Raw genomic sequence first — 21,196 nt, 5'->3', positions numbered from 1 at the left:
TCGTGGGCATCGCCCTCCACAAGATTCGGCCGCGACCAGGTAGCGGATCGCGTTCAGCATCTGGCGGTGGCAATGGCCTGCGGCTGCCTGCCTCTGCTCCTGAAGCCCGGCCGACTCCGGCACCAAGGGCCGGACCCCCGTTTCGTGGCGTCCCTGATGTGCCCCGGCTTACGTGGAATCGAGTCGCTCCGCCGCCTGGTCACCACTCGGGCGAGGCTGATGACGCCTCGTCGGAGTCTTCGGTCAATGCGCCTGTGACAGAACGAAGACGTCGCGGTGGACCGCCTGTAACTCGGTGCGGGATACAAATACTTCCGACCGCATGCACCGCGCTAGTCCTGGGGGAACACCGTGAAGTACACCCGCGTCACTGCTCTCGCCGCCATCGGCGTCGCCGCCACCCTCTCGCTCACCGCCTGTGGCAGCGACGGCTCCGGGAAGGACTCGTCCTCCACGAGTTCCTCGTCCGCGTCTCCTTCGTCCTCGGAGGGGGGCTCGAAGTCGGACGGCGGCTCGGGCTCCGACGGCTCGGGGGCCAGCAGCGCGACGGCGGGCTCCGGCAGCGCGAAGACGGGCTCCGGCAAGGACACCGAGGGCGGCGCCGGCGGCGGGAACGGCACGAAGGAGTCCGGCGGCAAGGTCACGTTCTGCAAGACGGCGGACCTGGCCATCGACGCCCGGGACGCCGCGCCCGACAAGACCTCCGGCAGGATCGACATCACCATGGTCAACCGGGGTTCGACCACTTGCTCGGCGACGGGCTTCGCGGGCGTCGACATCAAGGACGCCGACCACACTTCGAGCCCCATCGAGCGCGGCCACGCCCAGCCGCGTATCACGATCCTGAAGCCCGGCGACGCCGCTGTCTTCGACCTCGCCTACGAGATCGACAACACCGGCAAGAGCCTCACGTCCCCGACCAACATCCTGGTGACACCGCCGAACGAGACCCACACCGTGAGCCTGAAGTGGCCGGCGGGTGCGGGGAAGATCAAGGGCGCCTACACCGACGTCGCGGTCTACCCCACACACACGACCAAGTAGGGGCGGTGCGCGGCCTGCGCGCTGATGGCCAACCGCCCTGCCCAACTGGGACCTTGGCCATCCCTCAAGGGGCAAGATGTATTGACTCACAGCATTGTTGGCGCGGGCGGAGGGCCCCGTGACCTTGCAGCACTGTGTGGCGTCGGGGCGCTCGCGTGACGCCACGCGAGCGCGGCCGCGTGGTGCTCGGCACCAGCATCCTGCCGACTCGTGGCCGGCCGGTCCGCGCTGACGGCGGCCGCGATCACGGCCCTGTAAAGGAACTGGCCCCCTTCGGTCAGTTGTGCGAGGGTGTCGAGCCCGCGCCTCAGCCTGCGCCCTCTTTCTGCAACGAGTTCCAGCGGCTGTTCCGCACCGTGACCGCACCGCCCACCCGCGACCTCCACAGTCCACTGCGCTGGTCCACTCGGCCCCGACGTCATCAAGCCCCCGCTCAACGCAGCCACTACCGGCGCCCAGCCGCCCTTCAACCATGAAGATCCACATCTGCGGCTGGATTGTGGGGGAGGATGCCGGCACGGAGGCCGGTTCGGGATGGGCGGGCGTAACGATGTGCGGCCCGTCGTAGGGGCCCGTGCCTGTCAACGACCATTCGTCTGTTCCGGTGCCACGTCCCCGCCTCCACCCGTGTCCAGGAATAGCCGCGGGGCCGCCCCGCGTTGTCGCGAATATGACGACGAATGCACCGAGCCCCGAGGTACTGCGATACACCGCCTTCTCCAGCACCCCCGCCGGCGGAAACCCCGCCGGCGTCATTCTGGACGCCACCGCCCTGGACGACAGCGACATGCTGGCCATCGCCGCCGGCCTCGGATATTCGGAGTCCGCGTTCCTGACCCCGCCCCCGCAGGGCCTCGGCGGCCAGGAGGGACGGGCGTACAGCATCCGCTACTTCAGCCCCAAGGCCGAGGTACCGTTCTGCGGACACGCGACCGTCGCGGCAGCCGTCGCGCTCGCCGAGCGGACAGGCCCCGGGGAACTGCTGTTCGCGACGCGCGCCGGCGCCGTGCCGGTGGAGGTGACCGAGGAGGGCGGCATCGTCCGGGCCACACTCACCAGCGTCGAGCCGCACATCGAGAAGATCGCCGACGCCGACCTCGCGGAGGCGCTCGCAGCGCTCGGCTGGCCGGCCGCCGATCTCGACCCGGCCTTCCCGCCCCACGTCGCGTTCGCCGGTGCCCGCCATCTCGTTCTCGCAGCGGCGACCCGCGGGCGCCTCGCAGATCTCGCGTACGACTTCGCGCGCCTCGAAGCCCTGATGCACCGCTTGGACCTGACGACGGTCCAGTTGGTGTGGCGGGAGTCGGCCACCGTCTTCCATGCCCGCAACCCGTTCCCCGTCGGCGGCGTCGTCGAGGACCCGGCAACCGGCGCCGCGGCCGCGGCGTTCGGCGCCTACGCCCGTGAGTTCGGCCTGGTCCCCCACGACGCCGTCCTCACCCTGCACCAGGGCGAGGACCTGGGCCGCCCTGGCGAACTCACGGTGACGCTCCGCTCCGGTGACCCGCGCGTCCGTGTCGGGGGCACGGGAGCCCGCATCAGCTGACGTGCCAGCCAACCCGTGTCGTGGAACTCGTCGAAGGCCGCCTGGTCGACGGCGGTTATACCTCCCTCATCCACCTGGCACAGCCGAGCGCGAGCCAGGTCCCCGTCAGCGGGCCGCTGCCGTGCAACCCCACCCGCCAGCACCGCGGGAACGAAGGCTGCGACTTGCAAATTGCGTAGTCCTCACGGAGGAAACCACGTTGCGGGCGCTCTCGCGGGAGCCGATGCACCGAGGGCGGTCCGGACACGGCTGACACCGGCCCTTGGTGGACCGCGCCGCTAGGGCATGTCCCTTTGACGAGTGATCAGTTGATCGGATGTGTCTGTCTGTCCGGTTAGTGATCACTGATGCGATGACGGACCGGATCGAGCCGCTGAGGCCGGGCGATCCGGTCCGTGGACGGCGATGGCCGACCACCGCCGCACGCTGGAGGCCATCGCGTCGAAGGACCGCACCTGCTCGCCATGGCGTGGCCTGCCGGCCGAGCTCGGCTCGTGCCAAACTGCTGACAAACGGCCAATCAGGTGGGCGGTGGACGGCGCCTGGGAACGGATCCTCGCCGCAGTCCTGGCAGCGGCCGATGAAAGCGACGACATCGGCTGGACCGTGTCGGTGGACTCCACCGTCTGCCGGGCACATCGACCATGCCGCTGGAGCGAGGAAAAGGAGGCTTCGGACCGCACCGAGCCAGGCGATCACGGGCTGGGATGCTTCCGCGGCGGCCTGAGCACGAAAGTCCATCTCGCCCTCGACAGCTATGCACGACCCCTGGCCCTCCGTGTCACCGCAGGCCAGGCAAGCGACGCACCGGTCTGCGAGGCCGTCATGGCTGGCATCCGCGTTTCGCGGAGCGGACGTGGCAGACCGAGGACCCGCCCGGAGGCCGTCCCGGCGGATCGCGCGTATGCGTTCAGTGCGATCCGTGGGCAGCGACGCCGGCGACGGATCCGTGCCGTCATCCCGCAGCCGTCCGATGAGGTTGGTCACCGTCTGCGGCGAGGTCGCACCGGCGGTCACCCGCCGGCCTTCGATGCCGAGGCGTACAAGCAGCGCAACGCGGTCGAACGATGCGTCAATCGGCTCAAGCAGTGGCGTGGTCCGGCCCTGCGGACGGCCAAGCTCGCCATCGCTTACCAGGCCGCACTCCACCTCGCTGCCATGCTCATCAGGCCCGCAGGTGACGCAGCCCGGCAGCTGAACTGATCACGGTGAACCCACCCGATGGCCTTTGCTTTTGCGCGAAGATCACCCCCTGGACGACCTCGTGAAGTTCCTTGGGGACCGCAACATGGAGGACCACCACGCCTATGCCGAGGTGGCCCACCGCTTCGGTGCCGACGCCCTCCTCGACAGCCACCTGCCGATGCTCGACCTGGTCGACATGCTGGCCAGGGACTACCAGGAAATGGACCCGGTGGATTCACGTCACGGAGGGCTCGCGTACGCGTGTCCGGGCTGCCCAAGACCGTGGTCATCTCGGCCGCCGAGGTCCGCAAGGCGATCGAGGAACAGGTCGGCATACGGTGGCGGACGCGGACCGGTGCTCCCTGGAGGGATGTGCCGGATCGATACGGTCGCTGAAACCGGGTCTATGACCTCTTCCACCGCTGGCAGCGTGATGGCAGCTGGGCCAGGATCGTCACGCAGCTCCAGGCCGAGGCAGACGCGAAGGGCCTGATCACCTTGGGAGGTGAGCGCCGACTCCACCGTCTGCCGGGCCCACCAGCATGCCGGTGGGGCGGCGAAAAGGGGGACCTGCAAGAGGAGCCGCCCTGCGGCATTGCCGTCGAGCCAGCCGACCACAGTCTTGGCCGCTCCCGGGTGGGCTGACCACCAAGGTCATCTTGCCGTCGAGCAGGGGCAGAAGCCGCTGTCCATTGTGATCACGGCCGGTCAGCGGCGTGACTCGCCACAGTTCGAACCGGTCCTGGAAGCGATCCGGGTGCCCAGACTCGGTCGGGGCCGGCCCCGCAGGCGCCCGGACCGGGTGCGGGCCGACAAAGCGTACGAGTCCCGCCATAATCGGGCCTACGTGCGACGACGCGGGATCAAGGCGACCATCCTGGTTCCTGCGGACAGGGTCCGCAACCGTCAGAAACTCGGCTCCCGAGGCGGAGGGCCGCCGACGCTCGACAAGACCGACTACAAGCAGCGGCATGCGGTCGAATGCAGGACCAACCGGCTCAAACAGAATCGGGCCGTGGCCACGAGATAGGACAGGCTCGCCGTCCGCTACGAGGCGACCGTGCTGGTCGCAGTCCTCAACGAGTGGCTGTGACCAGCACCTTCACAACACGCAGGCCCTAGACGACGGCCGAGAGGACGGTCAGCGTTCCCGTGGCCGTATCGATCGTCGCCTGGGTACCAAGGGGGATCGTCGGGGGGTGGTTGCCGTGTCCGGCGGGGAGCCCGCCCAGGACTGGAACACCGAGTGCGGACAGCCGGTCGCGCAGGACATCGTGGACGCCCCATCCGCCCAGCGTGGGATCGTCGGCATCGCGTTCGAAGCCGAGGAACTGGCCGAGGGCGACGCCACGCACACCGTCGAGCGCCCGGGAGCGGATGAGCTGGGTCAGTGCTCGGTCGACCTCGCCCAGCCCGGTTCCTCTCTGGTGTTCGAGGAAGAGGATCGCCCCGTGCAGGCTGGGCAGGCCGGCTCCGGTCTCCGTGCGGATCGCGCTGAGGTTGCCGCCCATCAGGATGCCCGTCGCCGTGCCGTCCACGGTGACTTCCGCGGTGGCCTCGGTCGGGTCGCGGTGGAGGGTGACAGGGTCGGTGGTCATCAGTGCGCGGCGCAGGGACTCGGCGGAGGCGGGCCCGGTGTATGTGTCGTCGCGTTTGGCGAAGGGGCCGTGGAGTGTGGCCAGGCGGCATCGTGACCACAGGGCGAGGTGGATGTGGGTGATGTCGCTGAAGCCGACGACCGGCTTCGGGTCGCGTCTGAGGGCGTCGGTGTCGAGGTCGTCGACGATGCGGTAGGTGCCTTTGCCACCCAGAGCGGCGATCACGGCGCGGACGCCCGGATCGCGGAACGCCGCGTTCAGGTCGGAGACGCGGTCCTCGTCGCGGCCGGCCATGTAGCCCCACTGATCGAAGATGTGTTCGCCTAACTCGACCTGAAGGCCCCAGGAGGTGAGCAGGTCAACGCCCCGGGAGACTTCTTCCCGACTCGGCGGACAGGCAGGAGCGACGATCCGCACGCGATCTCCGGGCCGTAAGCGCGGCGCCCTCAACGACAGCGGATTCTGGTAGTCATCCATCCGATGATTCTGCGCCTGATCACCCGCGGCCGAGATCTGCTGTTCGCAACAGACCCTGGCCCCGGTCCAAGTCCTGGCTTACTCCCGGCAGCCGACCTCGACCATCAAAGGCGCGACAGAGTCACGCTAAGCGACTGCCGTCCTCTGCGCGGTGCGATGGGTGATGAACCCGTGGTCGGCCGCGTCCTCACCGGTCTCGATCTCGTACGGGGCGCGTGGCGGTCACGCGCCCACCCTTCGATGACGTCCGACGAGCGAGGTGATGTCGTCGCCGTGCGGGTCGGCGTGGCTCTCGTGGTCGCTGACGTGGAACGGCGCGTCCTTCGCGGTGACGGTGAAGCCGAGGATCACTGTGGCCGGCCGGCCCTCCAACCGGTGTCGAGTCGGTCGCCGTCGCGGGAGGCGAGCCAGGCCTGGGTGCAGGGGCCGAGGCGGAGCAGCGTGACGCCGGTGTTGTCGCTGCGGCGGGCTTCGACGGGGACACAGTAGGGGGCGGGACTACGGCACCGGGCACGGCGTCGGGGTCCTGGCGATGGTCACAGATGCTCTCCATGGCCCGTCGGGACGTGTGACGAACCCGAGCCGGGGGGTGGGGGTAAGCCCCCTGGAAACACGGATGTTGACCGGATGGGAGGGCCGACGAGAATCAGCGAGGCTCTGGCCATGACGAAGAGCATTCGCAACGCCTCACTTCTCGCTGCCACCGCCGTCGTCCTCGGCCTGATCGCGCCGGTCACGGCCTCAGCCAGTGCCGGTGGCCCGCTGCACTGGGCCAGGTGTGAGGGCACTGGCCTCGATCCCCGGCAGGAGTGCGCGACCCTCGCAGTGCCGATGGACTACGCCGACCCGAACGGCCCGAAGATCGACCTGGCCCTCTCCCGCATCCGCAGCGAGAAGCCGTCGGCGCGCCGGGGCGCCTTGCTGCTCATCCCCGGCGGGCCGGGCGGCGACAGCCTCGACGACCCGTCCGGGAAGGGGCAGAAGCTTCCTCAGGCCGTGCGGGACCAGTACGACCTGATCGGGCTCGCGCCGCGTGGCAACGCGCCCTCCACCGCAGTCAATTGCGGGGTCGACCACGGCGACCTCGCCCTGACGGCGCTGCGGCCCTGGCCCGACGCCGACGGATCGGTCACGGGGAACATGGCCACTGCCCGGCGCATGGCGGACGCGTGCGCCCGCAACGGCGGCGCGTTGATGCGGCACATCAGCACGGTCGACAACGCCCGTGACATCGACCGTATCCGGGCCGCGCTGGGGGAGCGCCGCCTGTCGGCGTGGGGCGTCTCGTACGGGACATACGTCGGCGCGGTCTACGCCCAGCTGTTCCCGCAGCGCACAGACCGCGTCGTCCTCGACAGCAACGGCAACCCTGACCCGGTCAGGGCAGAGCGCGCCTGGCTCGCCGCGTTCGAGGTGGGCGTCGAGGACAATTTCCCCGTGTTCGCCAAGTGGGCCTCCGCGCCCGGCAATCCGTACCGGCTGGCCGGCACGGCCGCCGAGGTGCGCCCGCTCTTCCTCCGCCTCGCCGCTCGCCTGGACCGCGCCCCGATCCCCTGGCCCGGCGCCAATCCGGCGGAGTTGAACGGCAACGTACTGCGCCAGACCATGCTGAACAGCTTCTACGACCCCGACGACTACGCCGGTCTGGCCCAGCTGATCCTGGCCGCTCGCAAGGGCACGGTTCCGCCCGCACCGCAGTCGCCCCCGGACACCGTGCTGCAGAACATCACCGGCGTGGCCGCCGCCACCATCTGCAACGACGTCGCCTGGCCTCGGTCAACCAACTTCTATCAGAAGGCCGTTGACGAGAGTCGCGCCAAGTACCCCCTGACCGCGGGTATGCCGCGCAACGCAATGGTATGTGCCGCCTGGCCGTGGCGGCCGGAACAGGCGCCGGTGCGGATCACCGACCGCGGACCGGTCGGCCGGATCATGCTTGTCCAGGACGAGCGCGATGTGGCGACCCCGCTGAGCGGCGCCCTCAAGCTCCGTACCGCCCTGGGCCGCCGTGCCGTCATGGTCACCGTCAACTCCACCGGTCACGAGGCATACCTGGCCAACGGAAACGCCTGCGGAGACGAGACGGTCTCGCGGTTCCTGGCCACCGGCCGGCGGCCAGGGGCGGACGTCTACTGCGAGTGAGCGCACCCTGGCCGCAGCGCCGGGCCAGGGCGTGAAATGCATCCTTCGCTTGCAGTGCAAGCTTGAACGGGCGGTTGCCGGGGCGGTCGATGATGGTCCTGGTGACGTACTGGCCACGCAGGTCGGTCAGTACGCGGGCCGGAGTGCTCTCGCCGACAGCCGCTCGTGCAACCGCCGTTCCCGACGCAACTGCCTGGACCGACACACCGACGAACAGAACTCCGCCCCGGGCCGGGCTCCTGGCCTCAGCCGTTCGCCGCAGGACCGGCAGATGCCCTCCCCGGCCCGCCTGGCGTCGCTCGCGAGGGAGGAACTGGTCGAGGCCCTGGCAGTCTCTGCAGCGGAGTCCGCTGTGGTGACACGGCCGAGGCGGAGGAGGAAGCGGCGCCGTTGCTCGCGCCGATGCCGGGCTCGGCGGTGCCGCTCTGGCGGCGGAAAGGGCTGCCGGTGACCGTCAGCGGGTTCTGGGCGTGCGCGAACAGCAGCGATCCACAGGTAACAGGCCGCTTCGAGCCAAGTGGTGGCGTGGAGCTGCGCCTTGGGACGACGCCGGCGAAGGTCGAGGGGCCGCGGTCGAAAGCCTGGCGCCTGGCGGAGCGCGGGTTGCTCTGTTGGAGGCGTCGGGGCCATGCAGGGCCGGCCGGCGGTCCCCGGCCGGCGGTCCGTGGCCGTGCCAGACGCCGACCCTCCGACCTGGTTGATCGCGGACGCGTCCGTCGCGGTGACGGCGGTCAGGGACGCGGTCAGCGCCAAGGTCGTCGTCGCGGCCTGAGCCGCCCGCTTGGCGATGTGGTTCATGGAGATTCTCCACCTTCCGGAAGTCGGCAAAATCGGTCGACTGCTTGTACGAACCGGCGGTGGACCAGGTTGCATCGCTGGCAGAGATTTCCGTGACTACGGGTACAGCTTCTCGCCCTTCGCCAGCATCGCTACGTACTTCTCGATCCGGCGCGCTCGGGTCTCGGCCTTCTTGGCGTCCTGGATCCGGTAGAGGATCGCGTAGCGGTTCTGCCGGTCCAGCGTCTCGAAGAACGCCGCCGCAGCCGGGTCGGCGGTCAGGGCCGCCGCGAGGTCGTCCGGTACCGTGGCGGTCTTCGCGCCGTCGTAGGCCGCCTCCCAGCGGCCGTCTGCCTTGGCGCGGTCGACCTCGGCCTGCCCCGGCGGATGCATCCGGCCCTGCTCGATCAGGGCGGCCACCTTGTCCCGGTTGACCTTGGACCACTTGCTGCTCGGCCTGCGCGGGGTGAACCGCTGGAGCCACCACTGGTCGTCGAACGTGGCCTTCTGGCCGTCGATCCAGCCGTAGCAGAGTGCCACGTCGAGCGCCTGGGCGTAGTCCAGCGCGACGATTCCGGGCCCCTTCTTGCGAAGCTTGAGCCAGATGCCGGGCGAGACGGCGTGGTTCTCGCCGAGCCACGCCTCGAATGCCTCGGCGGATTCGAATGCGACGATCTCCAATTCCTGAGTCACCCCAGCAGCGAACCACACCCGGGCGATTGTCATGACGCATTCGGCACGGTGCCGGAGGGAAGATGCCCGTGGACCTACATGATCATCTCTGTTCTCTCCGCAGAACGATCAGGCAGTGGAACACGCTGCCGGGCGAGGGGACAATCGGGCAGACTCCCCTGACGGCCTGGATCGCCAAGGAGCACCTGCGCAGCTTCCTCGCTCTGGCCCGCACCCGCGCCGACCGCCACCGCGTCAGCCACGCCCGGTGGAAAAGCTTCACCTGGTGCGCGGATTCCGACATCCCCGGAGTCCGCCGGCTCGCCATCACCGTCGACCGCTGGTGGCCCGAGATCGCGGCGTTCATCGACACCGGGCGCAACAACGCCAAGAGCGAGGGGATCAGCCGTGTGATCAAGCTCGTCGCCCGCGCCGCGTCTTGTCGGCGTCCGCGACGCCGACAACCAGCGGCTACGGACACGCTGCGTCACCACCCGCCGAGCCCGCGGACACCTTCCGCGCCGCTCAACTCTGAAGCCCCCTTTTAGGGCGACTTTGGCAGCGCAACGTGAAGGTCCGTCGGCTTGCTGCCGGTTCACCAGATCCGCCGATGTGGCTGTCGATGCCCTCGGGCTGCCGGTGTTGTTCCTCAGCCGGACTGCCGACTGGTTGAGCTGATTGGCGGTGCAGCTGCGCGAGCTGCGGTCGGCGGCGAGGGAGGAGGTTGCGGGTGTATGCCGGTGTCGCGGAGCGGTCGGGTGCCTACGGCGTCGTTCGACGGTCCGGCGAACCGCTGGCGCTGTGCCTGACGCCGCAGCAGATGGAGTCGGTGACCTACGCGTTCTACCGGCGGGCGCTGTGCGGGTCGGTGGCGGACGGCAACCGGTTCGCCCATGAGTACAGCGTCGTCGCGCGCGGACTGGTCGACGGGCGGCCTGCCGTTGCGGCACCGAAGGGCAGAGCGGGTGCTGGCGGCATGACCCGCCGGTTGCTCACCGGGACGAACGAGTGTCCTGGTCGGGGAGCGTCGAAGTGGCGTCGTTGCTGGGGTTTGCGGGTGTGGTGAAGAGGCCTGACCTGCGGAGAAGGTGCCTCGTTGAGCCTTTTGCTGCGTTACCGGTAGTTCGCATCGCTTCGAGCCCTTCGGTGTCTATCTCCGGGGTCGGCACATGCTCTCCTGCACGGGTCAAAACGCGCGGAAGTCCTCGAAGGAAGGCTCGAACGGCGGGTCCGGCAAGCGATAAGCCTTACACCGGGCCCCTTGCTCGCCCTGCGGCCCGAGGCCGATCGTCTCGCCGGGAAAGGCGTCGGGGATTACCTTCCACCCCGTGTTCCGCTCGAAGTACTGCACGGCCGCGTGTACAGACGGCCACCAGTCGTCGTCGATGACAACCAGACCTCCAGGCCGGACGATCTTGCGCAAGAAGTAGAGATCAACGAAGACCTCATGAAACCGATGACTGCCGTCCACGAAAGCCGCGTCGGCGACGAAGCCTTCACTGAGAAGCTGCGGGAGCGCGGTCGACGACGGGATGAGCATGAGCGTGGCGATCGAGTCCAGCCCCGCGGAGCGTAGTAGATCCCAACCGGCGTTGGAATACTCGCGCTCTTGGAACGGGTCGATGATGACGTGCCGGGGAAGCGGAGGATCGACGGTTGCCAGAGCCTCACCGATGGCGAGTGCGGAGCTGCCGTACGCGAGACCGATCTCGACAACCTTCTCGGCACCCTCAGAGACCATCAGGTCACGCAGTTGATCGCAATGGCGTTCGGGCACCGTGACGGTCTCGAAGTCTCTCTCGTGGTCTCGCGTTCGCGGTGGCCCTTCCTGCGCGAGGCGGCGGCGTACCTCGCGAACCCGCCTCGCACGTTCATCAATGTTCGTCATGCTGGCATTCCTTGCATGTAAGACAGCACCTCACCTCACAATAGGCAGCAGGTGAGTCTCGTGGAGCAGCACTCGCCCAACCGGCCGCGCCGGGAACAGCAGGCCCGACCGGGAGGGTTGCATCCATCGAGGGACCGGCGCCGCACGGGCAGGGAACACGTCGGACCACAAGGTCGTCCGCCCCACCAGGACCCAGGCCACAAGATCGCGGTACGCCCGCCGGACACTCGGACCAAGACGATTTCTGCAGGAGGACTGTTTCATGACTGACCGGCCCTTGACGCTCATGGCAGTACACGCCCACCCCGATGACGAGGCCACCGGAACCGGAGGCGTCCTCGCGCGGTACGCGGCGGAAGGCATCCGCACGGTTCTCGTGACGTGTACCGACGGCGGTTGCGGTGACGGACCGGGAGGTGTCAAGCCGGGCGATCCCGGGCACGATCCGGCGGCGGTCGCCTTGATGCGCCGTCAAGAACTCGAAGCGAGCTGTGCCGTCCTCAAGGTCAGCGATCTGGAGACGCTGGACTATGCCGACTCCGGGATGACGGGCTGGCCGAGCAACGACGTCCCCGGATGCTTCTGGCAGACCCCCGTGCAGGAAGCCGCTGCCCGACTCGCCGAACTCATGCGGCACTACCGACCCGATGTGGTCGTCACCTACGACGAGAACGGCTTCTACGGTCACCCCGATCACATCCAGGCCCACCGCATCACCATGGCGGCGCTTGAGATGACTGCGCTGGCACCGAAGGTGTACTGGACCACGATGCCCCGCTCGATGATGCAGCGGTTCGGCGAGATCATGCGCGAGTTTCATGGGGACATGCGGGAGCCGGATCCTGCCGAAGCCGCAGCGATGGCCGAGATCGGCCTCCCCGACGATGAGATCACCACGTGGGTGGACACAACCGGGTTCAGCGGTCAGAAGTTCGACGCGTTGGCCGCGCACGCCAGTCAGGGCGAGAACATCTTCTTCCTCAAGATGGGCAAGGAGAGGTTCGGCGAGTTGATGGGTGTGGAGACCTTCGTTCGTGTCCAGGACGCCACCGGCGCGGCCATACCCGAGAACGATCTCTTCGCCGGACTGCGCTGATCCGCCCGCCCGGCCGGCCGGGAAAGGGGCCGGCGGAGGCCCGTGAGGCGAGGGTATGACGGGCGGCGTGCCCGTGCCTCAGGGGTGCTTCGCCGTGCCCGCCGCAGGCTGCTCCGTCCCGCAGTACCGACACTTGCTAGCCGCGGTGGGAATGTCCTCGGAGAGGCAGGCGGGGCACGTCTTCACCGCACCGGGCTCCTTGAAAGCGGCCACACCGCGCCGGGCCTGGAACTTCTTGTACGGCACGACGATCAGGAAGTAGACGACGGCCATGAAGATGATGAAATAGATGACCGCCGAGATGAACGACCCGATGTCGAGGAACGTCGCCTTGTTCCCGGTACGCCCGAGCTGCCAACCGAGCCCGAAGTTCCGGCCCCCTTGCGCCCGCGCGATGATCGGGTTGATCACATTGTCCGTGAACGACTTGATGAGGGTGCTGAACGCCAGTGCGACGATCAGCCCGACCGCCACGACGACGATGTCGCCCCGCATCAGGAAGTTCTTGAATCCCCTGAACATCGTGCCTCTCCGCGTCGGCCGCGATTCAACTGACTGACAATCAGAACGTTAACCGCCCTGTGCGGTGAGGCAGGGCATGACGCGCGGGAATCACGGCATCCAGTCCGACAACGCACCACTGGGCGGCCGGTACTTCATACGTGCTGGTAAGACTGGCAGTGACGGCGATGGCACACTCGGGGGCCTGACTTTCCGACTGGCTGACCCTCTGGTTGTCCTTCTGAGGAATCGTCGGCCTATTGGGCGGCGCCGCGCGGCGCTCGGCCGGTCGGGTGTCCGTGACTTCGGAGTCATCACGGTCAGTCGGTCTGATCGGCGCGTGCCCGGCAGCACCACCGCCCTGCCGGTCGATGGGAGGGTGGCCGGGCCGTGCTGTGCCGTCGGGCTCAGGCGAGGTCGGTGGCGGGCCCGGTCGCGTAGCGGCTCATCGCGTCGATGCCGGACTGTGGCGTCAGCGGCCGGCCACCGACGAGTACTTCTACTGATCAAACGGCTCACCCGGCACCTGTCCGTCCTGGACATCATCTGGATCGGATAGCCGCCCGCGCGGAACGCCCTGAGCTCGGCATTGCAGCAACACTGTTGGCAAATCTGGTCGGTTGGGTGGGACATTGTCGGTGGTACGGATGGCCTGTCACCTGTGCACAGGTGACCTTTTCGCGCAGGACCGCGAGCCCGAGGGCCGTCGGGACGGCCGGGCAGAGAGAGGCCAGGACGACGGCGATGGCCAGCATCCGTATTCGGGTGGCCCAGAGATAGAGGAAGAGGCCGAGAGCGGCTTCTGCTCTGATCAGGACGGCCCAGCCCCATGACCTGGCGGTCGCCTGAACTCGGAGGTGTGTCGCCAGGCGGTCGGCGGCAGAAGCAGCACTGCGGCGAGGCGGCCGACAGCCACCGGCCAGAGGCCAATCGCCGGATCCACCTGGGCAAGGCCGACATATTGCACGGCCACTCCCAGGCTAGCGACCAGGCCGTCAGGCAGGACCGGAGTGGACTGTGTCCCTTCACGGCTCCATGTACGACTGTTCGACCGCGCCACCCGCGGCGTCGCTCTGACACCCGCCGGCGCCGCCCTGCTCGAACACGGCCGGCACGCGCTGAACGCCATGACCGTCGCCGTGCAGAGCGCACAACGGGCCGCCGGCGACGAACCCACTCAGGTTCGTAATCCACTCGTTCTCTCGTCCCTGGCGGCCAATCCCCACCGAGGAGTCTCCCTGACGGCAGGTATAACTCCTGATGCGCAAATGGGCGCATCAGGACGGGCAGATGCCCCTTTCGGGCTTTACGCGCTGTCGTCGGCGCCGGGCCGGCAGGGCTTCGAGGGTCGGCGGAATTCAGGACGGCGCTCGGGCTTCGGCGTGCGTTCGTAAGCGATCGGCCGGGAGCGGGGTGCTTCGCGAACTGACGGCGAATCCCCGCACGGCGCGGTGGCCGCTGGCGGCCGGCGTGGCGCAGATGGCTGACGCTCATGGTGATCGGCGCTCTGCTCGGTCTCGGGCAGGGCGCTCTGGCCCCGAACGTGAGCGCCGCAGACATATCCACACAGGACCAAGTGCGGGCCGCGGTGTCTGGTGAGCCCGCCGGCAACCTCTTCTGGACCGGGCGGATCGGCTCCTGCCAGAGCGAGGACGACAGCGTCAAGAAGCTGGTCGAGAAGTATGCGCGGCAGCGTCACCAGAAGACTCTGGACATGCGCCTCGCGGACGCGGGCCTGAAGAGGCTGCCGTTCGACACTCCGGACAACAAGGCCAAGGAGATCTGGAGGTTCGCCTCGGCCGAATTCGCGCGGCAGACCTCGGACCAGGCGTGAGTGGTCAAGGGCAAGTGCGTACGTGACGGCAACACCTGGGAAAACCGCGAGCTGCCCGATCTGGAGAAGAGCGGCAAGGTCAAGTGCATCCGGCAGATCGATGCGAATCAGCCGCGTCGTCACCGTCCGCGTGGACGAGAGGGCGCGTACGGCAACGCTGGTGAAGTCCGTGAACCAGCCGGACCGCCTCAGCGCGTCCTCCCGGGGCAACGCGCAGCCGGTCCGGCGGCGAGGGGCGTTCGTCGGATGGGGGTCGCTTCCCTACGTCTCCGAATTCGACGCCTCGGGGAAGGTCGTGTTCAAGCGTCGGTTCCCCACGGGCGTGAACAGCTATCGCGCGTACCGCTTCCCCTGGACGTAGGCCGGCTCTGAGCAGGCGGGGACGGCCTCCCGCCCACGGTGCGACATCCTGCGAGTTCTCCCGAGCCCGGGATAGGTACCCGAGGCGCGTCGGCTCCGCTCAGGGCTGATCTCCCTCACCGGCCCGCGCTCGGAACAGCCTCTTGGCGCACGCGCGCTCGGTAGCGCTGCGGCGACTCCCCGACAACGCGTTTGAACGCCGTGCTGAACGCGCTCTCCGAGCCGTAGCCCAGCTCGGCGGCGAGCGCCGCGACGCGGGCGTCGCCGTTCCGCAGCGCGCGCTGGGCCAGCAGCATGCGCCACCGGCCCAGGTAGGTGAGCGGCGGTACACCGGCGGCCTCGCGGAACCGCTCCGCGAATGTGCTCCGGGACATCGCGGCGGCGCGCGCCAACTCCTCCAGCCCCCACGCGTGTTCGGGGCGGCCGTGAAGCAGGTCGACGGCGGGGCGCAGGCGCTCGTCGACGAGCAGGCGCAACCAGCCGGAGGGCAGGAGGGTCTGGTCGACGTAGCAGCGCAGCACCTCCAGCAGGAGCAGTTGGCCGTACTGCCGGATCGCGAAGGCCGAGCCGAGCCGGTCGCCGGTCGCCTCGTCGAAGAGCCGCAGCAGGGCGGCGAGCAGCCGGTCCCCGTCTCCGGCGGCGGAGGACCGGATGTGGGCCACCGCCGGAAGCGACTCCAGCAGGAGCGTCCGCCCGGCCTCGTTCACACGGACGCACCCGCCGATCACGACGTCGTCGACGGCAGGGTCCGAGCCCGCGAAGCGGGCGGTGGAGAAGTCCGACTCCGGCTGAACCTCGTGGCGCGGTGCCGCGCCGGCCTCGAAGGCCACCCACGAGCGCCCGGTGAGGATTGCCACGTCACCCGCCACGAGGTCGATCGGTTCGACGACGCCGTCGGTGGTGAGCCGGGCGCGCCCGCTCACCATCGCGAAGAACTTGACCGGATCGGCCAGCGGGCCGCGGCCCCACCAACCGCCGCGGGCCGCGATACCGCCGGTCAGCACGCTGCGCACCTCGACCAGGTCGAGTGCCTCGGAGAGTCGGTCGGGATCCATGTTCGTACTCTCGCGCAAGAAATCTGGATGCACAAGTATTCATAGTCCGGCAAAGGGCAGACAGGCTGGTGTCAGCGACACAGCAGGAAGACCTGAAGGAGACATCATGCGCTACCGCAGCCTCGGCCGGACCGGGATCAAGGTCAGCCCCTACGCCCTCGGCGCGATGATGTTCGGCGCCCTCGGCAACCCCGACCACGACGACTGCGTCCGCATCATCCACCGGGCGCTCGACGCCGGCATCAATCTCGTCGATACCGCCGACATGTACGCGCACGGCGAGTCGGAGGAGATCGTCGGCCGGGCGCTGAAGGGACGGCGGGCCGACGTCGTGCTCGCGACCAAGGCCCGGAACCCGATGAGCGACGAGCCGAACCACCAGGGCGCCTCCCGGCGCTGGCTGGTGCGCGCGCTGGAGGACTCGCTGCGCCGCCTCGACACCGACTACGTGGACATCTACCAGATCCACCGCCCGGACCCCGACACGGACATCGAGGAGACCCTGGCGGCCCTCACCGATCTGCAGCGGGCCGGCAAGATCCGCACCTTCGGCATGTCTGCCCTGCCGGCCTCCGACATCGTCCGGGCCCACTGGGTCGCCGAGCGGCGCGGGCTGGCCCGGCCCCGCACCGAGCAGCCGGTCTACTCGATCCTGAACCGGGGCATCGAGCGCGAGGTGCTCCCGGTGGCGCAGGAGTTCGGCATGGGCACCCTGATCTGGTCGCCCCTCGGCGGCGGCCTGCTGACGGGGCGGTACCGCAAGGGCCAGGAGGCCGCGACGCACCGGTCGAGGTACGGCTTCCGGCACCTCAGGGACGACCGCCGGCTCGACGTGGTCGAGCAGCTCATCCCGCTGGCCGAGGAGGCGGGCCTGCCGCTCACGCACCTCGCGATGGGCTTCGTGCTCGCCCACCCGGGCGTCACGTCCGCCCTCCTCGGACCGCGGACCATGGAACACCTGGACGACCTGCTCGCGGGCGTCGACGTGACCCTCACCGACGACGTGCTGGACCGGATCGACGCGATCGTGCCGCCCGGCACCGACACCGGCACGCTCGACATGGCCTACCAGCCGCCAGCCCTCCAGCGCCCCGAACTGCGCCGCCGACCGGCCGTCGAGGGCGCGGCGGCATGACGTCGGCTCCGGCCGGAGCCTTGCCTGTGCCTGTGCCTGTGCCTGTGCCTGTGTCGCCCCCGGCTGGTGTGAGGCACAGCGAATGAGTCACTACCCCCGGGGGGCGGGAGGCCGGCCCCGCCTGCTCAGTCCTGACGACGAGGGCTTCGTCGTCCAGTACTGCCACCACTCGACCGACCAAACTCGGCCAGCCCTTCACCGCTGCTCCAGCCGAAAGGGCGCCGCCTACCCCCGAAAAGTCCACGGCCGCCTGATCCGTATCGGCCGCGAGGCGTTACGGTGCCTGCTAGCCCGCCGGGGTGTCACCTTCCGGCGTACCAAGACCTGGAAAGGAATCTCCCGACCTCGACCGCGACGCCAAGCTCGGCCGGATCGGACAGGTCCTGGCCCGCTTCCCGGACCGGGTATTCGCGTTCGACGAGTTCGGCCCGCCGGCATCCGACCCGCCACCGGCTCCGGATGGGCACCGCCGTGCCTCCTCCTGGACGAGGACATGGGGCTGGAAGCGGGGCCGATGCGTGCCTGTGAGCGGCGGCTGGCCGGCCTGTTGGATGATCGCCGACCGCTGGGGCGCGCCCCGGCTCGGTGTCTTGTTCCGGCCGTGGGCGCCCACGGGAGCGGGTGGGTGTGGTCGAGGAGGCGCTGAAGACGGTGCTTGGGGCCGTGCCGGAGTCGTTCGATTGCGGAGTGCGTCAGGGCGCAGTTCGGCTGAGCGTGTCGATGGCCTCGCGTGGCCATTTTCGCTCCGCTGTCGCGGTGGCCCGGGCGTCGCGCAGCATGCCCGTAGGAGGTCCCCGGCTTCCTCCGCGCGGACCGGCTCGCCCTCTCTGCAGAGGAAGCTCGACGGCGTCTGCAGGGGGTCCAGGCGGCGGCGCAGCGCGTGGTGGTCATCGGATCACGTCATGGTCTGCCGGGGGCAGGCCAGGGCGTTGCGCAGATAGGCGGGCAGCGCCTGGCAGATGGCCGGATCCGTTTTCCAGCCAGGCTCGGGGAATTGGTCGGTGGTGATGTCGGACTGGTTGCCGTTGTCGGCGCGGACGACGACGCGGAAGGTTTCGCCCCGTGTAGACCGGTCGGCGAGGTAGGCGGCGAGGAGGGCCCGACCCAGTTCACAGGGATCTGCGCTGGTGGTCGCACGGCCGAAGTCCTTGCAGATCCACACGCCGCTGAACGGTTCGTGCATGAGGATCTCCCACCGCACGCTGCAGGACATGTCTTTGCGGGGCACAACCGCGATCATCCCCCGTATGACGGCCTTACGTACCGCTACCTGCGAGTACTGGCTCAAAAGCGCGACTGCGGCGTGCTGGGGGAGGGGGCACGCTCCTTCGGCCGTCCCGGACCGGTCCCCGGCCGCCCGGTCCCCAGCGGACGAGCACAGTGCCGGCGCGGGATCGACGCCGGCCCCGTGTCCCGTCCTCGGTTCGGCAGGCCAGGCCCTCTCTTTCGGATCTTGCAGGGCGCGCGAAGCCGGGTATCCCGGCCGGACGCGTCGGCCTTGACCAGAGCCGGACCGTGGTCGCGGTTCCCACGGCTACCGGTCGGCGACCTTAGGGTGTGAGTAAGACGCCGGCTACGCCGCCCGCTGGGTGCTGCACCGCCTCCCGGTGCTGATCCTCGCCGGTGCCGAGGACCACGTCGTGGCCCAGCACCTGTGGGACGAGGACGACCGGTTCGCCGGGCCCGCCGTCCTGCGCCGCACCATCGCCGGGGCCGACCACTTCCCCTGGGTGGAGAACCCGGCCGACGTCCGGGCCGCCTTCGCCGAGTTCACTGGACGGCTGTCGGTGGTGGACGGGCCCCGAACCTAGTGCTGTGACCGCATTAGGTTCGCCGGGTTGGTGGTCGTCGCGGTTGGATGGGCGGTGATGTCCATTCGACCGGTGGAGGCTCGGTGGCTGAACCTGTACGTGTGCGCAGACTGACCGATCAGGAAGGGCAGAAGCTGCAGCAGATCGTGCGCCGGGGCAGTACCAGCGCGGTGCGCTACCGGCGAGCGATGATGCTGCTTGCCTTGGCCGGCGGGAACCGCGTGCCGGTGATCGCCCAGCTGGTCCAGGCCGACGAGGACACCGTCCGGGATGTGATCCACCGGTTCAACGAGATCGGCCTGGCCTGCCTGGACCCTCGGTGGGCGGGAGGCCGTCCCCGCCAACTCGGCGATGACGAAGAGGACTTCGTCATCCGGACGGCCACGACCCGCCCGGTCAAGCTCGGCCAGCCCTTCACCCGCTGGTCGATCCGCAAACTCGCCGCGTATCTGCCGAAGTGCACGGCCGTGTGATCCGCATCGGCCGTGAGGCGTTACGGTGCCTGCTCGCCCGCCGCGGCGTCACCTTCCAGCGCACCAAGACGTGGAAGGAGTCCCCCGATCCCGACCGCGAGGCGAAACTGGACCGGATCGAGGAGGTCCTGGATCGTTTCCCGGACCGGGTCTTCGCCTTCGACGAGTTCGGCCCGCTCGGCATCCGGCCCACCGCGGGCTCGGGCTGGGCCGCCCAGAAGCGCCCCGACCGGCTGCCCGCCACGTATCACCGCACCCACGGCGTGCGCTACTTCCATGGCTGCTACTCGGTCGGCGACGACACCCTCTGGGGCGTCAACCGCCGCAAGAAAGGTGCGACCAATTCGTTGGCCGCTCTGAAATCGATCCGTGCCGCCCGGCCGGATGGCGCCCCGATCTACGTGATCCTGGACAAGCTGTGCTTCTCCCCAACCTACGCCTCCTGGGCCAACCCGATCGAGGCCCACTTCGGACCGCTGCGCCAGTTCACCGTCGCCAACTCGAACCACCCCAACCACACCGTCCAGGCCCGGGCCCTACACGCCTACCTCCGGTGGCGCAATGCCAACGCCCGCCACCCCGACATACTCGCCGCCCAGCGCAAGGAACGTGCCCGCATCCGCAGTGAGAAGGGCATCCGCTGGGGCGGACGCCCCCTCTGCTCGGCGGCTTGATCAACCCGGCGGCCTCCCCCGCTACGGCATCAGGTGAGTCGCGGGGTGACTTCGGCTGCGATCCACTCCATCGCCTTTTCGACATGCTCCGCCGCGACAGGCAGCCACAGGGTGCAAGCGGTGAGCCCTGCCTCGGCGAGCCGCCTGAGATCGACGGCGACGCTCGCTGCGGTGGGCGCAGCACCGCCGAGTGGTCGTCCCGGTGGCGGAACCACCGCGGAGACACGGGGCGGAGTAAGGAACGCGGCCGAAGCCAGCATCAGTTGGTCTGCATTCCCTGTGTCGCCGGCGAGGTCATGCAGGCGGCGCCGGACATCGCTGACCTCCGCGGCATCGGCGCCGGTGCCATACCAGCCGTCGCCGAACCGCAGCACACGGCGCAGGGCGGCGTCGCTGTGGCCGCCGATCCACACGGGCGGACCACCGACGGTGACCGGAGGCACTCCCAAGCGCGCCTCCTGCGGTGTCGTGAACGGTCCGTCGAAGTCTGCGGGACGTCGGGTCCACAGAGCCTTGGCGGCGGCGAGGTGGTCGTCGGTGCGTGCACCGCGTTCACGGGCGGGTACGCCTACGGCGGTGAACTCGTCGGGGTTCCAGCCGGTGCCGACGCCCAAGCGGTTCAGCCTCCGACGCTGGGTCTTCCCGGAAGACTGCTCGACAGGGCTGACGCCGCATAGAGCGGCGAACGACGCCTCGCTGGCCAACCGCTGGGGGTTGTCGCCAGCGGCGATCAGCAAGGCAGCGGCGCTGTCGGGCCCGACGCCGTCGACGTCCAAAGGCTGCGGAGCCCTCACCGGTGGCGGACATCGCACTCGCCGACCTGCCGGTGCTCTTTCGCTGCGCTCGTGCAGGGCCTGTTGGGTTTCTGGACGGCCGGGGCCCGCGGTGGGGCTGGTCTTTTGTCCGGCGTGCGGGTTTCCGCATTGCG

21 protein-coding genes and 5 pseudogenes are annotated in these 21,196 nt (G+C 69.1%); 15 read left to right on the top strand and 11 right to left on the bottom strand.

What is annotated here, in order from left to right:
* The first annotated feature begins 351 nt into the window (after positions 1–351).
* The 3 genes from ACZ60X_RS34695 to ACZ60X_RS34685 all read left to right on the top strand — a co-directional run bounded on the left by ACZ60X_RS34695 (position 352) and on the right by ACZ60X_RS34685 (position 3,793).
* Positions 352–1,044: a DUF4232 domain-containing protein gene (locus ACZ60X_RS34695; protein ID WP_469607206.1), complete on the top strand. Its 693-nt coding sequence runs from the start codon at positions 352–354 to the stop codon at positions 1,042–1,044.
* 670 nt (positions 1,045–1,714) lie between these two features.
* On the top strand, positions 1,715–2,590 hold the full coding sequence (locus ACZ60X_RS34690) for a PhzF family phenazine biosynthesis isomerase (RefSeq protein ID WP_469607204.1): 876 nt from the start codon (positions 1,715–1,717) through the stop codon (positions 2,588–2,590).
* Positions 2,591–2,912: 322 nt separating this feature from the next.
* Positions 2,913–3,793, top strand: a protein-coding gene (locus ACZ60X_RS34685) for an IS5 family transposase (RefSeq protein WP_469607477.1) whose coding sequence is annotated in 2 segments (ribosomal slippage) — positions 2,913–3,000 and positions 3,000–3,793 — 882 coding nt in all. Because the reading frame shifts where the segments join, the coding sequence is not laid out codon by codon here.
* On the opposite strand, the gene ACZ60X_RS34680 is transcribed toward ACZ60X_RS34685, so the two are convergent.
* A complete protein-coding gene (locus tag ACZ60X_RS34680) occupies positions 3,756–3,947 on the bottom strand; it encodes a hypothetical protein (RefSeq protein WP_469607503.1) in 192 nt (63 codons plus the stop codon). The genes ACZ60X_RS34685 and ACZ60X_RS34680 overlap by 38 nt on opposite strands.
* Positions 3,948–4,012: 65 nt before the next feature.
* Between ACZ60X_RS34680 and ACZ60X_RS34675 the strand changes: the two are divergent.
* Together ACZ60X_RS34675 and ACZ60X_RS34670 are read left to right on the top strand one after the other, a co-directional pair.
* A pseudogene (locus tag ACZ60X_RS34675) lies at positions 4,013–4,149 on the top strand (rod shape-determining protein); the annotation flags it as partial.
* A 131-nt stretch (positions 4,150–4,280) separates the two neighbouring features.
* Positions 4,281–4,805: a transposase gene (locus tag ACZ60X_RS34670; protein WP_469607201.1), complete on the top strand. Its 525-nt coding sequence runs from the start codon at positions 4,281–4,283 to the stop codon at positions 4,803–4,805.
* An 88-nt stretch (positions 4,806–4,893) separates the two neighbouring features.
* Here the strand turns inward: ACZ60X_RS34670 and ACZ60X_RS34665 are convergent, their stop codons facing one another.
* Together ACZ60X_RS34665 and ACZ60X_RS34660 are read right to left on the bottom strand one after the other, a co-directional pair.
* Complete coding sequence (locus ACZ60X_RS34665) at positions 4,894–5,850, bottom strand: S66 peptidase family protein (protein WP_469607197.1); 957 nt, start codon at positions 5,848–5,850, stop codon at positions 4,894–4,896.
* Positions 5,851–6,072: 222 nt separating this feature from the next.
* Positions 6,073–6,222 carry a hypothetical protein gene (locus ACZ60X_RS34660; protein ID WP_469607194.1) on the bottom strand — a complete coding sequence of 50 codons (150 nt, stop codon included), beginning with the start codon at positions 6,220–6,222 and terminating at the stop codon, positions 6,073–6,075.
* A 291-nt stretch (positions 6,223–6,513) separates the two neighbouring features.
* Between ACZ60X_RS34660 and ACZ60X_RS34655 the strand changes: the two genes are divergently transcribed.
* Entirely contained in the window at positions 6,514–7,992 is a 1,479-nt protein-coding gene (locus ACZ60X_RS34655; protein WP_469607192.1) for an alpha/beta hydrolase, read from the top strand.
* A gap of 894 nt (positions 7,993–8,886) precedes the next feature.
* Here the strand turns inward: ACZ60X_RS34655 and ACZ60X_RS34650 are convergent.
* On the bottom strand, positions 8,887–9,495 hold the full coding sequence (locus ACZ60X_RS34650) for a YdeI/OmpD-associated family protein (RefSeq protein WP_469607190.1): 609 nt from the start codon (positions 9,493–9,495) through the stop codon (positions 8,887–8,889).
* 35 nt (positions 9,496–9,530) lie between these two features.
* On the opposite strand from ACZ60X_RS34650, the gene ACZ60X_RS34645 reads away from it, so the two are divergent.
* Both ACZ60X_RS34645 and ACZ60X_RS34640 read left to right on the top strand, forming a co-directional pair.
* Entirely contained in the window at positions 9,531–9,989 is a 459-nt protein-coding gene (locus tag ACZ60X_RS34645; protein ID WP_469607187.1) for a transposase, read from the top strand.
* A gap of 182 nt (positions 9,990–10,171) precedes the next feature.
* A complete protein-coding gene (locus tag ACZ60X_RS34640) occupies positions 10,172–10,507 on the top strand; it encodes a hypothetical protein (RefSeq protein WP_469607185.1) in 336 nt (111 codons plus the stop codon).
* A gap of 120 nt (positions 10,508–10,627) precedes the next feature.
* Here ACZ60X_RS34640 and ACZ60X_RS34635 read toward each other — a convergent pair whose 3' ends face one another.
* Positions 10,628–11,329: a class I SAM-dependent methyltransferase gene (locus ACZ60X_RS34635; RefSeq protein ID WP_469607183.1), complete on the bottom strand. Its 702-nt coding sequence runs from the start codon at positions 11,327–11,329 to the stop codon at positions 10,628–10,630.
* Positions 11,330–11,591: 262 nt separating this feature from the next.
* Here ACZ60X_RS34635 and ACZ60X_RS34630 point away from each other — a divergent pair, with 262 nt between their 5' ends.
* Positions 11,592–12,425, top strand: coding sequence for a PIG-L family deacetylase (locus ACZ60X_RS34630; RefSeq protein WP_469607180.1), 834 nt, complete (start codon positions 11,592–11,594; stop codon positions 12,423–12,425).
* Positions 12,426–12,503: 78 nt separating this feature from the next.
* Here ACZ60X_RS34630 and ACZ60X_RS34625 read toward each other — a convergent pair whose 3' ends face one another.
* Entirely contained in the window at positions 12,504–12,947 is a 444-nt protein-coding gene (locus tag ACZ60X_RS34625) for a large conductance mechanosensitive channel protein MscL (protein ID WP_469607177.1), read from the bottom strand.
* 386 nt (positions 12,948–13,333) lie between these two features.
* Positions 13,334–13,426: pseudogene (locus ACZ60X_RS34620) on the bottom strand (cupin domain-containing protein); the annotation flags it as partial.
* Between the two features lie 992 nt (positions 13,427–14,418).
* Between ACZ60X_RS34620 and ACZ60X_RS34615 the strand changes: the two are divergent.
* Positions 14,419–14,760, top strand: coding sequence for a hypothetical protein (locus ACZ60X_RS34615; protein WP_469607174.1), 342 nt, complete (start codon positions 14,419–14,421; stop codon positions 14,758–14,760).
* Between the two features lie 100 nt (positions 14,761–14,860).
* A complete protein-coding gene (locus ACZ60X_RS34610) occupies positions 14,861–15,121 on the top strand; it encodes an arylsulfotransferase family protein (RefSeq protein ID WP_469607172.1) in 261 nt (86 codons plus the stop codon).
* A 115-nt stretch (positions 15,122–15,236) separates the two neighbouring features.
* Here the strand turns inward: ACZ60X_RS34610 and ACZ60X_RS34605 are convergent, their stop codons facing one another.
* Complete coding sequence (locus tag ACZ60X_RS34605; RefSeq protein ID WP_469607167.1) at positions 15,237–16,175, bottom strand: helix-turn-helix transcriptional regulator; 939 nt, start codon at positions 16,173–16,175, stop codon at positions 15,237–15,239.
* 106 nt (positions 16,176–16,281) lie between these two features.
* On the opposite strand from ACZ60X_RS34605, the gene ACZ60X_RS34600 reads away from it, so the two are divergent.
* Both ACZ60X_RS34600 and ACZ60X_RS34595 read left to right on the top strand, forming a co-directional pair.
* Positions 16,282–17,310: an aldo/keto reductase gene (locus ACZ60X_RS34600; protein WP_469607165.1), complete on the top strand. Its 1,029-nt coding sequence runs from the start codon at positions 16,282–16,284 to the stop codon at positions 17,308–17,310.
* A 94-nt stretch (positions 17,311–17,404) separates the two neighbouring features.
* Positions 17,405–17,776: pseudogene (locus ACZ60X_RS34595) on the top strand (IS630 family transposase); the annotation flags it as partial.
* A 429-nt stretch (positions 17,777–18,205) separates the two neighbouring features.
* On the opposite strand, the gene ACZ60X_RS34590 reads toward ACZ60X_RS34595, so the two are convergent.
* Positions 18,206–18,493, bottom strand: a complete 288-nt coding sequence (locus tag ACZ60X_RS34590) for a hypothetical protein (protein WP_469607163.1) — start codon at positions 18,491–18,493, stop codon at positions 18,206–18,208.
* A gap of 406 nt (positions 18,494–18,899) precedes the next feature.
* Between ACZ60X_RS34590 and ACZ60X_RS34585 the strand changes: the two genes are divergently transcribed.
* On the top strand, positions 18,900–19,121 hold the full coding sequence (locus tag ACZ60X_RS34585) for an alpha/beta fold hydrolase (protein ID WP_469607161.1): 222 nt from the start codon (positions 18,900–18,902) through the stop codon (positions 19,119–19,121).
* A gap of 83 nt (positions 19,122–19,204) precedes the next feature.
* Positions 19,205–20,268, top strand: a pseudogene (locus ACZ60X_RS34580) (helix-turn-helix domain-containing protein).
* Between the two features lie 29 nt (positions 20,269–20,297).
* Here the strand turns inward: ACZ60X_RS34580 and ACZ60X_RS34575 are convergent.
* Entirely contained in the window at positions 20,298–20,882 is a 585-nt protein-coding gene (locus tag ACZ60X_RS34575; protein WP_469607474.1) for an LLM class flavin-dependent oxidoreductase, read from the bottom strand.
* Positions 20,877–21,041, bottom strand: a pseudogene (locus ACZ60X_RS34570) (transposase); the annotation flags it as partial. The pseudogene ACZ60X_RS34570 and the gene ACZ60X_RS34575, both read right to left, overlap by 6 nt.
* Positions 21,042–21,196 lie beyond the last annotated feature (155 nt).

The organism is Streptomyces sp. NPDC104106, from assembly GCF_055584345.1.
Note: the sequence above shows the minus strand (reverse complement) of the source record. Positions and strands in the feature narration are given on the sequence as shown.

What these genes read in the sequence shown, in the direction of transcription:
- ACZ60X_RS34690 (WP_469607204.1), top strand. Translation starts at nt 1,715, where the DNA reads ATGACGACGAATGCACCGAGCCCCGAGGTACTGCGATACACCGCCTTC.
- ACZ60X_RS34665 (WP_469607197.1), bottom strand. Translation starts at nt 5,850, where the DNA reads ATGGATGACTACCAGAATCCGCTGTCGTTGAGGGCGCCGCGCTTACGG.
- ACZ60X_RS34655 (WP_469607192.1), top strand. Translation starts at nt 6,514, where the DNA reads ATGACGAAGAGCATTCGCAACGCCTCACTTCTCGCTGCCACCGCCGTC.
- ACZ60X_RS34650 (WP_469607190.1), bottom strand. Translation starts at nt 9,495, where the DNA reads ATGACAATCGCCCGGGTGTGGTTCGCTGCTGGGGTGACTCAGGAATTG.
- ACZ60X_RS34635 (WP_469607183.1), bottom strand. Translation starts at nt 11,329, where the DNA reads ATGACGAACATTGATGAACGTGCGAGGCGGGTTCGCGAGGTACGCCGC.
- ACZ60X_RS34630 (WP_469607180.1), top strand. Translation starts at nt 11,592, where the DNA reads ATGACTGACCGGCCCTTGACGCTCATGGCAGTACACGCCCACCCCGAT.
- ACZ60X_RS34625 (WP_469607177.1), bottom strand. Translation starts at nt 12,947, where the DNA reads ATGTTCAGGGGATTCAAGAACTTCCTGATGCGGGGCGACATCGTCGTC.
- ACZ60X_RS34615 (WP_469607174.1), top strand. Translation starts at nt 14,419, where the DNA reads ATGGTGATCGGCGCTCTGCTCGGTCTCGGGCAGGGCGCTCTGGCCCCG.
- ACZ60X_RS34610 (WP_469607172.1), top strand. Translation starts at nt 14,861, where the DNA reads ATGCGAATCAGCCGCGTCGTCACCGTCCGCGTGGACGAGAGGGCGCGT.
- ACZ60X_RS34605 (WP_469607167.1), bottom strand. Translation starts at nt 16,175, where the DNA reads ATGGATCCCGACCGACTCTCCGAGGCACTCGACCTGGTCGAGGTGCGC.
- ACZ60X_RS34600 (WP_469607165.1), top strand. Translation starts at nt 16,282, where the DNA reads ATGCGCTACCGCAGCCTCGGCCGGACCGGGATCAAGGTCAGCCCCTAC.
- ACZ60X_RS34590 (WP_469607163.1), bottom strand. Translation starts at nt 18,493, where the DNA reads ATGCACGAACCGTTCAGCGGCGTGTGGATCTGCAAGGACTTCGGCCGT.